This window comes from Streptomyces sp. NPDC094448 (assembly GCF_044763775.1).
In the GTDB taxonomy this organism is placed as follows: Bacteria; Actinomycetota; Actinomycetes; order Streptomycetales; family Streptomycetaceae; genus Streptomyces.
Genome location: NZ_JBIWGU010000014.1, coordinates 121,433 through 134,710 on the forward strand (window position 1 = coordinate 121,433; position 13,278 = coordinate 134,710).

Consider the following 13,278-nt stretch of genomic DNA (forward strand, 5'->3'; position numbering starts at 1 on the left):
GCCCCTGGGCGGTCCGGCTCCGGTGGCCGCACCGGCCGCCGGTTGCCGCACGCGGCGGGATCAGACCACCAGCACCTCGCAGCCGGTCCCGCCGACGGCCGCGACGAGTGCGGCGGACGCCGAACCGTCGGTGATGACCGCCGTGCAGTCGCCGGGCGCGCAGACCCGGTAGCCGGCGACCCGCCCCCATTTGCTGCCGTCCGCGACGGCGTAGACGCAGGCGCTGTTGGCCAGGATCCGCTCCTTGGTGGCGATCTCCTCGTAGTGGTAGTCCGTGACCCCGGCGGCGGGGTCGACACCGCCGCAGCCGAGGAAGGCGATATCCGGATGGATCCCGGCGAAGAAGCGGACGGTCTCCGGCCCGGAGCAGGCCAGATCGCCGCCGCGGAGCCGGCCGCCGGGCAGCAGCACCCCGGCCCGGGGCAGCGCGGACACCACCCGGGCCACCTGGAGGGAGGGGGTGACGACGGTGCCGCGGAAGTCCCGCGGCAGGGCGTGCGCGATCTGGACGGCGGTGGTGCCGATGTCGATCGCCACGATCGCGCCGTTCTCCACCAGCGCCGCGGCCGCCCGGCCGATCGCCGCCTTGGCCTCCGGATGGGAAGCGGCCCGGTCGGCGAACGACGCCTCCTCGCCGCCGAACTGGCGGACCACCGCCAGGGACGCGGCGCCGCCGCGCACCCGCCGCAGGATGCCTCTGCGTTCCATCCGGCCGAGGTCCCGGCGGACGGTCTCCGCGGACACCTGGAGCTGGTCGGCGAGGGCCTCGGTGCTGATGGTGCCGGCCCGGTCGACGACGGCGGAGATTCGGCGATGGCGCTCCGCGGGAAGCATCACGGCTCCTGACTGTTACCGCCCGTATCTGACCGGGCACGTCGGGAAGTGTGGTTTGCTGCCCGAATCCCGTCAAGGGGGTGAACGGAGTTCGGCTACCGGCGACCGTCGGAACCGGCCAACACGACCGGCCCCGGGAACCGGCGGCGGCGCGCAAGGCTCCTCCACCGGCGGCCCGCAGGCCTCCCGGGTCCGCTGCCCCCCTGCCCCCTGCCCCGCGACCGGTGCGGCGGTGCGGCGGTGCGGCGGTGCGGCCACCGTAGTCGGCGGCTCCATCCGCCGGTCCTCCGGGGTGTCTTGCGCGAGTGTTCCGCGCCCGGAATGGGTGACCGGAATGGGTGACCGGAATGGATGAGCGGTCTCTCATGGAGTATTCCGGCGGATTTCGTTGACAGTGCGCCGGGCGGCTCCTTAGCTTCCCTCAGGGGCGGCCCGTGGGACGAATGGAGCGGGCGGGCGCCCGGCCGTACGGTCCGGGCGGAAGATCGCGGGAGAATCCGGTGCAGGGGAGGCGCGGTCATGCGGAATCAGCCCACCGCCGACATCATCGAACAGATCCGGGACATTCCCTTCTATCGGGATTCGGTGGCCCGCGGCTGGTTTCCCGTTCTCGGGAAAACGGAAGTCGCCCGGGGTTTTCCGGACCGCTGGCTGACTCCCCGGGTGACGGCCGCTCTGGCGTCGGGCGAGGCCGAGTTCGCGCTGTCGGCGGGCGCGGACCCCGGCCGGCTGCCGTTCGTCCGGCCGCCTTCGTTCCCGCTGAAGTCCGCCTACCGGCTGTGGAGTACGCATCCCGAACTCGCGGCGACCTGGCGCGAGGGCTGTCGCCGGGTGTCGCTGACGACCCTTCCCGTGGGCGGGGACCTGCCCTTTTCCGCCCCGCAGCGAACACCACGAACGCCACGAACGCCGCAGACACCACGGACACCACGGACGCATCGGGCGGAGGAGCCGGACCGGCGGACGGTCCGGGTCGGGCTGCGCGTCGACCCGGAGCAGTGGGAGCGCGGCGAGGTCGCGGGCGTACTCGACGAACTCCGTTCGCAGCAGCGTCGGCACCCCCTCGGCCGCTACCACCTCGACGGCCCGGGTGCGCAGTTGGCGCATCTGGTGCGCACCGCGCACCGGCAGGGCCTGTACGAGCGGTTCCCGCGACCGGCGAGCGTGGTCACGGCGTACGCGTACACCCCGGTCAACGTCCGCCGCTATCTGGAGCGGCAGTTGGCCTGTCCGGTGGTCGACCTGTTCGGTGACGCCGAGGTCGGCCATCTGTACTCGGGCGACAGCGGCGGGCACTACCGCCCGTTCCTGGACCGGATGAGCGTCGAGTTCGCCCCGCTGGCGCCGGGCAGCGGGCTGCACGGGCTGATCGTCACCAGTGTCCGCAATCCGTATATGCCACTGATCCGGTACCGGACCGGTGACTGCGTACGGCCGGTCGGGCCGGGGACGGACGCGGCCCGTGCGGTGCGGTTCTGCGGCCGGGCGGCCGAGGTGCTGCCGACCCCTCGGGGGCCGGTATCGCAGGGCGATCTCGACGACTGCCTCGCGGCCGTCTCGCCGCGGATCTTCCTGAGTCAGCTGCGGACGACGGGGCCGCGGGAGACCCGGCTGCTGTACACGACGTTCGACGGGGAACCGCTGGACGGGGCGGAAAGTGCCCGGCTGGCGGACAGCATCGGTGAACTGACGGAATTCCGGTGCGAGATCGCGCACCGTACCCGCATTCCGATCGGCGCATCGGGGAAATACGCCTGGCTGGTACGGGAACGCTGATGCCTCTTCCGGCGCCCGCGGAAGTGCCCGGAGCGGCGGCCCCGCAATGGCCCGGCATCGCGGCCCGGCGGGGTGTTATGGTGATCGCGTACCGCATCTCATGGCGGCCTCCCTCGTATCCGATCAACGGAGGCTCTGCTGTGCCCTCTGCGTCTTTCCCTTCCACGCTTCAGGTGCGCCCCTTCCGCCGCGAGGACCGCGATCAGCTGACCGCACTCGTCAATGCCCATGCGGCCGCGGTGGTGCCCGGCGCCGGCGTCTCGGTGAACACGGTCATCAGCGGTCTGGAACGCTCCCCCGAGGAGTACGTCACCGACCCGTGGGTGGCCGAGCGGACCACCCTCGTCGCCGAGGACCGGCGGCGGATCGTAGCCGCCGCGCAGCTGCTGCGCCACCGCGACGACCCCGACGTCGGTGAGGACTACCGGGACACCGGCCGTATCGAGTGGTTCGTCCATCTGCCGTCGGACGGCGACGAGGCGGCGCGGCTGCTGGTCTCCGCCTGTCTCGCCCAGCTCGGCCGGTGGCACGTCCGGGCCCGGTTCGCCGACGGCCGGCTGCCGGTTCCCGGGGTGTACGGCGTCCCGGACGCCTGGCCGCATGTCCGGTCCGTCCTCGAAGGTGCCGGATTCGTCCACACCGGAGATGTCGAGGTGCTGCTGCTCGCCCCGGTGGCCGCACTGCCCGAGCCGGGCCCGGCGCCGCTGCCGGGGCTGACCCTGCACCGGGCGCTGGGCCCCCTCGGCACCCGGCTCGGCGCCCGCGTCGACGGCATCGAGGTGGCGTACGTCGAACTGGACACCCACCTCGACCGGCCCGAGCGGCATGCCCGCCCCGGCGGACTGGCCGATATCGCGGACCTCGAACTGCCGGACGAGCCCGTTCCGGGCCTGCCGGAGTGGCTGCTGGGCGAAGCCCGGCGCTGGCTGGAGCTGTGCGGGGTCGACAAACTGCTGACCTACGCCGATCCGGACGACGCCGACGAGGCCGAGCACATCGCACTCCTCACCGGGCTCGGCTTCCACGAGCTGGGCCGCACCGCCCGCGGCTGGACCCACCGGGCGGACTGACCCGTCGTCCGCCGGTGGTTCGGGGGCGGGCCCGCCCCCGAACCACCGGCACCAGCCGCCGCGGGCCGCCGCCTACCCGGGTGGCGGCCCTCAGTCACGACTCCCTACGGCGCGTCCGGTCCGGCGGCCAGCGCGGCCGCCGCCGCGAGCAGCTGGTCCAGGGCGCGCCGCGTGCCCGCGTCCGGCTTCGTTCCCGCGACGACGAGGCTCATGCAGAGCCCGTCGAGCCCGTTCATCACAAAGCGGGCCAGCTCCTCCGGCGGCAGCGCGTAGCTGCGGCCGCTGCGGCGCGCCACGTCCCGCAGGGCCCCGGCGGCGATCTCGGCGATCTCCTGGTGGTAGCGGACGACCACCTCGCGCAGTTCGGGGGTGCGCATGGAGAGGGCGACCAGTTCCAGCCAGAGCAGATTGAGATCGGGCCGGTCCACGAGATCGGTCCAGATCGTGTCGGCGGTGGCCCGCAGCGCCTCCTCCAGGCTGTCCGCCCGCCCGGCCGCCTGCTGCACCCCGGCGAGCAGATCGGCCGTGAGGGTCTCCAGTACGGCGCGGTAGAGGTCGGCCTTGGTGCCGAAGGTGTAGTGCACGGTCGCCTGCGCCACGCCCAGCTCGGCCGCGATCCTGCGGGTGCTGCCCGCGGCGACGCCCTCGCGGGCCATGAGTTCGATGGCCGCGGCGATGAGCTGGGGACGGCGTTCGGCGGCGGATACATGAGCCATACCGGCAACTATAGCGACATAGTCAACCACCCCAGTCGAACGACTTTGTCAGTCGACCAAGTCATGCGTATGGTGATGCGGGAAGACCGAGCAGCTCACCGAGGGGCAGGCAGATGAATCCGACCGCACTCCGTCCGGCCGTACCCGGCGCCACCGTGCCCGAGCGGGCCCGGATCCCCCTGGTGGGACATGCGCTCAACGTGCCGACGGATACGTTCATCCAGTACGCGATGCGCGAGGCCCGCGAACTGGGCCCGCTCTACAACCTGCGCTTCTTCAACGAGGACACCTGGGTCGTCTCGGGCTCCGACCTGGTGGCCGAACTCTGCGACGAGACCCGTTTCCGCAAGTCGGTGCTGCAACTGGAGGCCGTCCGCGAGTTCACCGGCGACGGACTGTTCACCGCCTACAACGAGGAGCCGAACTGGCGCCGGGCGCACAACATCCTGCTGCCCGCGTTCGCGTTCGACGCGCTCAAGTCGTACCACCCGGTCATGACGCGGGTGGCCCGGCGGCTGCTGGCCAAGTGGGACGCGGCCGCGGGCAGCCCGGTCGCGGTCGCCGACGATATGACCCGGCTGACCCTGGACACCATCGGGCTCTGCGGCTTCGGCTACGACTTCGGCAGTTTCGACCGGCGCGACGAGCATCCGTTCATCGCCTCGATGGTCCGGGCGCTGGACCACGCCCAGCGGAAGGCCGCCTTCCTCCCGGGCCTCGACTTCCTCTACGCCCGCGCCGAGAAGCGGCAGCGGAAGGACGTCGCGCTGATGAACCGGCTCGCCGACGACATCGTGCGGTCCCGCCGCGCGGCGGCGCGGACGTCCGACGGCACCGCCCCGGCCGGGGACGATCTGCTGGCGCTGATGCTGGACGCCGTGGACCAGGACACCGGCGAGCGCCTGGACGACACCAATATCCGCTACCAGATGCTCACCTTCCTGATCGCCGGACACGAGACGACCAGCGGTGCGCTCTCCTTCGCCCTCTACTACCTGCTGAAGAACCCGGCCGTGCTGGCCGCCGCGCGGGCCGAGACCGATGCCCTGTGGGGCGCGGACCCGGACCCCGACCCCTCGTACGAGGACGTGGGCAGGCTGCGGTACCTCCGGCAGGTGCTCGACGAGAGCCTGCGGCTGTGGCCGACCGCGCCCGGTTTCGCCGTGGAGCCGCTGGAGGACACCGTGATCGGCGGCCGCCACCCGGTGCGGAAGGGGCAGTCGATACTGATCCTCACGCCGATGCTGCACCGCGAACCGGGCTGGGGGGCCAATCCGGAACTGTTCGACCCGGACCGGTTCTCGCCCGAGGCCCTAGAGGCGCGCCCCGGCCATCTCTACAAGCCCTTCGGCAACGGGGAACGGTCCTGTATCGGCCGCCGGTTCGCGCTCCACGAGGCGACCCTGCTGCTCGGGCTGATCGTCCACCGCTACCAGCTGCTGGACCACGCCCACTACGCGCTGCGGGTCAAGGAGACCCTCACCCTCAAGCCCGACGGATTCACCCTGACCCCCGTCCCGCGCGAGCCCGGGGACCGGTCACGGGCGGCGGCGCCCGCGGCCGTCTCCGTACCGCGGCAGCAGACAGCCGGGGGCGGGGCGCTCCCGGAGCTGCGCGCCCCGGGGACCACGCTGACCGTACTGTACGGCTCCAATCTGGGCACCTCCCGGAGCCTGGCCGCCGATATCGCCGACCGGGGCGCCCGCCACGGCTTCACGACCGCCGTCGCCCCGCTCGACGAGGCCGTGGACGCGCTGGACCCGGAGCGGCCCGTGCTGATCGTCACCTCCTCCTACAACGGGCGGCCCACCGACGACGCCGTGCGCTTCCTGGACTGGTTGCAGGGCGGTCCCGAGGGGCTGACGGGACTGCCGTACGCCGTCCTCGGCGCCGGGGACCGCAACTGGTCCGCGACCTATCAGCGCGTGCCGGCCCTCGTCGACGAGCAGCTGCGGGCGGCCGGGGCACGACCGCTGGCCGACCGGGCCGCGGTCGACGTCTCCCTCGATGTGACCGAGGCCGTCGCCGCCTGGCAGGACCGGGTCTTCTCGGTGCTGCTGGAGCGGTACGGGGTCCCCGCGGGCGAGGCCGGGGAGAGCACGCCCGCGGGCCCCCGCCATACGGTCACGGACGCGCCGCCCACCGCGGAACCGGAGATCCCCGCGCACGACGGCATGGTCCCGCTGACCGTCGCCGGCACCGGTGAACTCGCCGATCTCACCCATCCGCTGGGCCGCTCGAAGCGCTTCCTCTCGCTGGACCTGCCGGAGGGCACGGAGTACCGCACGGGCGACCATCTGCTGGTACGGCTCGCCAACCCGGAGGCCGTCGTCGAGCGGACGGCGAAGCTGCTCGGCCTCCACCCGGAGCGGACGGTCGTCCTGAGCGCGGGTGCGGGCACCGGCGGCCGGACCGCGCTGCCCCTGGACCGGCCGATGACGGTACGCACGCTGCTCACCCACTTCGTGGACCTGGACCGGCCCGCGACCGCCCGGCAGGCCGCCGCCCTCGCCGCGCACGCGCCCTGCCCGCCGGAGCGGCAGGCGCTCGCCGCGCACGTCCCCGGCACCGACACCGTCCCCGATCTGCTGGACCGGCACGCCTCGTGCCGCCCCGGCCTGGCCGGACTGCTGGACGTCCTGGAAGCGGCGCCGACCCGCTACTACTCGGTCTCCTCCTCCCCCGCCGTCGCACCCCGCCGGGCCGATCTGATGGTCTCCGCCCATCCGGTGCCGCACCGCGACGGCGAGGGCAGCTTCCTCGGCGCGGGCGCCGCGTACACGGCCGCCCTGGAGCCCGGGGCCGTCCTGTACGGCAGGGTCTCGCCCTGCCGGGAGGCGTTCCGGCTCCCCGCCGATCCGTCCGTGCCGGTGATCGCGATCGCCGCCGGAACCGGTGCCGCGCCCTTCCGCGGAATGATCGCGGACCGGGCCGCGGCCGCCCCCGCGCCGGACCGGGCGCCGATGCTCTGCTATCTCGGCAGCGACCACCCGGACGTCGACTATCTGCACCGCGGCGAGCTGGAGGCCGCCGAGTCGGCGGGGGCGGTGAGCCTGCGCCCGGCGTTCTCGCGGGCCCCCGAACACGGTGTCCGGTACGTCCAGCACCGGCTGCTCCGCGAGTCCGCGGAGGTGTGGTCTCTGCTCGCGGCGGGCGCCCATGTACGGGTCTGCGGCGACGGGCGGGCCATGGCGCCCGCCGTCCGGGAGGCCCTGCGCACCATTCGCGCCGAGCACACGGGCGACGGCCCGGAGGAGGCCGGGGCATGGCTCGACGCGCTGATGGCTGAGGGGCGGTACGTGGAGGACGTCTGGGCGGGATGAGCCGGGACGGCGGATACGGAGGGGCCCGGTCCGTGACTCTGCCGGTCGATGACCGGCCCCTCCGTACGTTCCCGCCGCAGTGTCAGTCGCGTTCGACGTCGACCTCGGTCAGCCGGGCGAAGCGCTCCGGGTCCCGGCGGCGGATCCGGACCGCGACCGCGATCCCGGCGGCCAGCACCACGGGCAGCGGCACCAGCAGGGCCGTATTGACCGCCCCCGTACGGCCGGTGAGCAGGTCGAAGTGGACGACGGCGAGGACCGCGAGCACGGCCAGCCCGGCGAAGGCCACCAGCGGGGCGACGACGACCCGCCAGACCGACATGCCCTGCCGGTCGCGGCGGAAGAAGAACACCACGGCCAGCGCGGCGAGAGCCTGCATCACCATGATCCCGAGGACGCCCGTGGAGTTCGACCAGAGGAAGATCTCGCCGTACGGATCGGCGCCGATCAGCGCCCCGCCGACCACGATCACCAGACCGAACACCGTCTGGACGACGACCGCGGCAGCCGGGGAACCCTGCTGGGGCGACACCCGGGCGAGCCGTCGCGGCAGCAGTCCCTCACGGCCCAGGGCGTAGAGGTAGCGGGCCGCCGCGTTGTGGAAGGCGAGGGTGGCCGCGAAGGCGCTGATCACGATCAGGACGTGCATCGAGTCGGCCAGCCAGCGGCCGACGAACTGCTCGGCGGCGGTGAACGTGAGCTGGGGCCCGTCGGCGGTCCGGGCCATCGAGACCGAGGCGTCGGTGCCGAATCCGCCCATCAGCACCCAGACGCTGAAGGCGTAGAACAGGGCGAGGAAGCCGATGGCGACAAAGGTCGCCCTGGGCACGGTACGCGCCGGGTCCCTCGCCTCCTCGGCGTAGATCGCGGTCGCCTCGAAACCGGTGAACGCCCCGATGACCAGGACGAACATTCCCGCCATTCCCGCGGACGACGCCAGCACCGAGGGGTCGAAGGAGGTGGTGTCGAAGGCCTCGGTGCCCCGGTCGGCGAGGATCCCGACCTCCATCACCAGCAGCACCAGCACCTCCAGGACCAGGGCGACGCCCAGGACCTTGGCGCTGAGCGTCACCCGCAGCCAGCCGAGCACCCCCACACCGAGGACACAGAGCGTGGCCAGCGGCCACCACGGCGCCTCGGCGCCGGTGAGGTCCTCGATGGTCGTCGAGGCGAAGTAGCCGAAACCGGCGGCCACACCGGGCGCAATGAGGTTGTACGAGAGCGTCGCGAGATAGGCGGTGCCGACGCCCAGGGTGCGGCCCAGCCCGCGGGCTACGTACGCGTAGAAGGCCCCCGCGTTGCGGACATGGCGGCTCATCGCCGTGAATCCGGCGGCGAAGAAGACCAGCAGCACGCCGGAGACCAGATAGCCGAGCGGGGTGGCCGGGCCGCCGATGCCGATGGCGAAGGGGGCGACCCCGGCGAGCACGGTGAGCGGAGCCGCCGCGGCGACCACGAAGAAGACCAGGTCGGAGGTGCCGATCCGGCCCTTGGCAAGACCGTCCGTCCCCGGCGGGGGCGGTGTGGCGCCGGCGGCGGGAGCGGCGGCGCCCGGGGACGGTTCGAGAGCGGTGGGCGGTTGGTTCATCGGTGGTTCCTCAACGTGCTGACGGGCCGTCAAGAGCGGCGCTGATACGGCTCCCGGTACGGGTTTCGGGGTGGGTGGGGGGTGGGTGAGGCGATGACGATTCCCTGTCACCGCGCCGGGCCCGCCGGGCAAGAGTGCGGAAAAGAGCAGCTCACACGGCTGGAACCCAGCGCGGCGCTCAAGTTATCTGGTATACCGAATACCAATCAAGAGGTCGCGGAAGCTTTTCCCGAGTCTGCGATGATCATGTGACGAGAACACCGGAAGGGACCGGTCCACCACCGGCCCGGAGGCGAGGGAGCCAGCCATGAGCAGCAGCGGGACCACCGGCCTTCCCGCCCGTGACTCCATCGGCGGGGCCCACCTCTCCCTGGGCGGCCAGGTGTATCTGGAGGTGCGGGAGCGGATCATCGACGGCCGGTGCCCGTCGGGGCACCGGGTCGTGGAGCGGGAGCTGGCGGACGAGCTGGGGGTCTCCCGGATCCCCGTACGCGAAGCCCTCCAGCGGCTGGAGGCGGAGGGGTTCGTCACCGTCCGGGCCCGCCGGGGGGCGTTCGTCGCGCCGCTCGGTCCGGCGGAGGCGGCGGACTTCTTCGATATCCGGGAGCGGCTGGAGGCGCTGGCGGCTTCACTGGCCGCCGCGCGGGCCGATGCCGAGGGACTGCGGACGCTGGAGAAGCTCCTCGAACGCGCCCGGCGCGCTGCGGGCTCCGCCCGCCGTACCCGGGAACTGGTCTCCATCCACGCCGACTTCCACCAGCAGATCGTGGTGATGGCGGGCAATCCGCTGCTGCTGGACCTGATGGCTCCGCTGGACGGCAGGCTCCGCAGGCTGTTCAGCCTGACCACCGAGCCCGCGGACGGCACGGCGATGTGCGGGGAGCACGAGCGGCTCTACGCGGCCATCCGCGACGGTGATCCGGCCGCTGCGGAGCGGATCGCCCGCGCGCACGTCTCGGGGACGCGGGAGGCAGCGCTGCGCCTGCTCGCCGCGACCACGACCACGACCACGGCGGAGACGGCGACCACGGCGGAGACGGCGACGGCGAAGACCGACGCGCCCGCCGACTGACGCCCGGCCTCGACCCTCCGTCCGCCGACACACCATGAACTCCGAAGGAGTACACCGGCCCATGGCCCCGCACACCCCCGTTCTGTTCACCTCCGTCCGCACCCCCGACGGCCGGACCGCCGATCTGCTGACCGCCGGCGGACGGATCGCCGCCTGGGATCCGCCGACGGGCCCGGCGGGCCCGCCAGGGGGGTGCGTCACCGTCGACGCCGGTGGTGCGCTGGCGCTGCCGTCGCCGGTGGACGCGCATATCCACCCCGACAAGACGACCTGGGGCGGCCCCTGGCTGACCCGGGAGCCGGCGCACTCGCTGCGCGATCTGATCGACGGGGACGTACGCTCCCGCTCCCGGATCCCGGGCACGGCAGCGGAGCGCGCGGGTGCCCTGATGGACCACGCCGTCGCCCACGGCACCCGGGCCATGCGCGCCCATGTCGACGTCGCCCCGGTGTACGGGCTGTCCGCGGTGCACGGGGTGCGCGAGGCAGCCGACGCCCGCAAGGACCTCCTCGGCGTGCAGATCGTCGCCTTTCCCCAGCTCGGTCTGATCAGCGCGCCCGGCACCACGGAGCTGCTGGTCCGGGCGCTGTCCGAGGGGGCGGACATCCTCGGCGGCCTCGATCCGCTCGGGGTCGACGGAGATCTGGACGGGCAGCTCGGCTTCCTCTTCGGCACCGCCGTACGGGAGAACGTCCCCCTCGACATCCACCTCCACGACGGCAACCCCGACGGGGTGCGCCAGCTCACGGAGATCGCCCGGCGGACGGTCGACGCGGGCCTGGAGGGACGGGTGACGGTCAGCCACGCGTTCTGCGTCGCGGATCTTGCCGCGGAGGAACTGGCCGCCACGGCCCGGCTGCTCGCCGGGGCCGGGGTCGCCCTCACGACCTGCGCCCTGGGCGCCGATCCGGTCCTGCCGACGGGTCCGCTCACCGGATACGGGGTGCTGGTCGCCGCGGGTTCGGACGGGGTACGCGACGCCTGGTCGCCCTTCGGCGACGGAAATATGGTCAACCGCGCGCATCTGCTCGCGTACCGTACCGACGCCCGTACCGACGCCGAACTCACCGCCTGCTACGACGTGGTGGCCCAGGGCGGTGCCGCGCTCCTCGGTCTGGAACCGTCCCGGCTCGCGGTCGGGGATCCGGCCGACTTCGTCCTGGTGGCTGCCGGTTCGGTGCCCGAGGCCGTGGTGGACCGGCCGGTGCCCCGGCTGGTGGTCCGCGGCGGCCGGGTGATCGCCCGGGACGGCGAGCTGGTGAGCTGATTCCGGCGGCGGACGCGCCCGGTCAGCCGGCGGCCGTGAAGTGGGTGGTGAACCAGCGGGCGGCCGCGTCGGTGACCTGCTCCAGGGCGCCCGGCTCCTCGAAGAGGTGTCCGGCGCCGTCGACGACCAGCAGTTCGCTTGCGGTACGGAGCCGGGCGCGGGCCCGGCGGTTCGCCTCCAGCACCCACGGATCCGCGCTGCCCACGACGAACAGGGTGGGAGCCGTCACGGCGTGGAGCCGGTCCGCGGCGAGATCGGGGCGGCCGCCGCGGGAGACGACGGCGGCACAGCGGTTGCCCGGTTCGGCCGCGGCCCACAGCGCGGCCGCCGCCCCGGTGCTGGCACCGAAGTAACCGAAGGGCAGCCCGGTACCCCCGGGATGCCCGGGGGTACCGGTGAGCCGGCGGGTGGCGTCGGTGAGCCGCCCGGCCAGCAGGGGGGTGTCGAAGACATTGCCCCGGTCGACGGCTTCCGCCTCGGTGAGGAGATCGAACAGCAGGGTGCCGATTCCGGCCGCGTTCAGCCCGGCGGCCACGCGGCGGTTGCGGGGGCTGTGCCGACTGCTGCCGCTGCCATGGGCGAAGAGGACGATGCCCGTCGCGCCGGGCGGCACCGTGAGAACACCGGCCGGCTCTCCCGCTCCGGACGGGATCACCACCTCGGTGCCCGCACCGTCCGCCGCCTCCGCTGCCTCGGCCCGGATCCGGTGTGCGGCGCGGGCCAGGCAGTCGACGACTTCGGCGTCCTCGGTCTGGGCGAAGTCGGTGTAGAACTGACCGACCGCGCTGAAGCCCGGCGGGGTGAGCGGACAGACCAGTTCGTCCGCCTCGTCCCCGAGCAACTCCGTCCAGTGCGCGGGCGCGACGGGGACGGCGAGCACCAGCCGGGCCGCACCCCTGGCCCGGACGATCCGGCAAGCGGCCCGGGCCGTGGATCCGGTGGCCACCCCGTCGTCGACCACGACGACCGTGCGCCCGGTGAGCGGCTCGGGGGCCCGTTCGCCGCGGTAGAGCCGGGCCCGCCGCTCCAGTACGGAGCGTTCGTACGCCTCGACCGCCGCCAGTTCGTCGTCGCTGACCCCGCCGCTGCGGACCACCTGGTCGTTGACGACCCGGACGCCGTCCTCCCCCACGGCCCCCATGCCCAGCTCCGGCTGGAAGGGGACGCCGAGCTTCCGTACGAGGCAGACGTCCAGCGGTGCCCGGAGCGCCTCGGCGACCTCGGCGGCGACGGGGACACCGCCGCGGGGCAGCCCGAGGACCACCGGCGGGCGTCCGGCGAACCGGCCCAGTCGCTGCGCGAGGCGCCGCCCGGCGTCCCGGCGGTTCGTGTAGTGGTCGGGGGAGCGGCCAGGGGGGCGGTCGGGGTAGTCGTCGGGGTACGTACGGTGATCGGTCATGGTCCCGCTCCTTCGTACCGTCGGGGACCAGCGGCGGAGGCGGCCGGAGCGGCTCGCGCCGCGGGCCCGGAGACCGCTCTGTGATCAGTGTGACTCGCGAGACGGGGCCGGTGCCAGGCGTGCTGCGCACAGCGCAGAAGAGCGGGCGGGCAGCGGACGCGGTCCGGCCGAACCGGGGGAGCCGGTACGGACAGGCGGGTAGGAGGTCCGGGTCCGACCGGCAGGCCGGCGGC

Annotated in this window: 9 protein-coding genes; 5 read left to right on the forward strand and 4 right to left on the reverse strand. The window is 73.4% G+C overall.

Going from position 1 to position 13,278, the window contains the following annotated elements; all coding sequences use genetic code 11:
- Positions 1–60: 60 nt before the first annotated feature.
- Positions 61–834 (reverse strand): DeoR/GlpR family DNA-binding transcription regulator, encoded by a 774-nt coding sequence (locus tag ACIQ9E_RS25650; protein WP_403710796.1) that lies wholly within the window; start codon positions 832–834, stop codon positions 61–63.
- Positions 835–1,353: 519 nt separating this feature from the next.
- Between ACIQ9E_RS25650 and ACIQ9E_RS25655 the strand changes: the two genes are divergently transcribed.
- Together ACIQ9E_RS25655 and ACIQ9E_RS25660 are read left to right on the forward strand one after the other, a co-directional pair.
- The gene (locus ACIQ9E_RS25655) at positions 1,354–2,610 is read left to right on the forward strand and encodes a hypothetical protein (protein WP_403710798.1); all 1,257 of its coding nucleotides are present in this window, start codon (positions 1,354–1,356) and stop codon (positions 2,608–2,610) included.
- Positions 2,611–2,783: 173 nt separating this feature from the next.
- Complete coding sequence (locus ACIQ9E_RS25660) at positions 2,784–3,680, forward strand: N-acetyltransferase (protein ID WP_403710919.1); 897 nt, start codon at positions 2,784–2,786, stop codon at positions 3,678–3,680.
- A 104-nt stretch (positions 3,681–3,784) separates the two neighbouring features.
- On the opposite strand, the gene ACIQ9E_RS25665 is transcribed toward ACIQ9E_RS25660, so the two are convergent.
- A complete protein-coding gene (locus ACIQ9E_RS25665) occupies positions 3,785–4,396 on the reverse strand; it encodes a TetR/AcrR family transcriptional regulator (protein ID WP_403710800.1) in 612 nt (203 codons plus the stop codon).
- Positions 4,397–4,509: 113 nt separating this feature from the next.
- Between ACIQ9E_RS25665 and ACIQ9E_RS25670 the strand changes: the two genes are divergently transcribed.
- Positions 4,510–7,719, forward strand: coding sequence for a cytochrome P450 (locus tag ACIQ9E_RS25670; protein ID WP_403710802.1), 3,210 nt, complete (start codon positions 4,510–4,512; stop codon positions 7,717–7,719).
- Between the two features lie 82 nt (positions 7,720–7,801).
- Here the strand turns inward: ACIQ9E_RS25670 and ACIQ9E_RS25675 are convergent, their stop codons facing one another.
- A complete protein-coding gene (locus tag ACIQ9E_RS25675) occupies positions 7,802–9,307 on the reverse strand; it encodes an APC family permease (protein ID WP_403710804.1) in 1,506 nt (501 codons plus the stop codon).
- A gap of 307 nt (positions 9,308–9,614) precedes the next feature.
- Here ACIQ9E_RS25675 and ACIQ9E_RS25680 point away from each other — a divergent pair, with 307 nt between their 5' ends.
- A complete protein-coding gene (locus tag ACIQ9E_RS25680) occupies positions 9,615–10,379 on the forward strand; it encodes a GntR family transcriptional regulator (RefSeq protein ID WP_403710806.1) in 765 nt (254 codons plus the stop codon).
- A 61-nt stretch (positions 10,380–10,440) separates the two neighbouring features.
- Positions 10,441–11,646, forward strand: coding sequence for an amidohydrolase (locus tag ACIQ9E_RS25685; RefSeq protein ID WP_403710808.1), 1,206 nt, complete (start codon positions 10,441–10,443; stop codon positions 11,644–11,646).
- A 22-nt stretch (positions 11,647–11,668) separates the two neighbouring features.
- On the opposite strand, the gene ACIQ9E_RS25690 is transcribed toward ACIQ9E_RS25685, so the two are convergent.
- Positions 11,669–13,045, reverse strand: coding sequence for a phosphoribosyltransferase family protein (locus ACIQ9E_RS25690; RefSeq protein ID WP_403710810.1), 1,377 nt, complete (start codon positions 13,043–13,045; stop codon positions 11,669–11,671).
- Positions 13,046–13,278 lie beyond the last annotated feature (233 nt).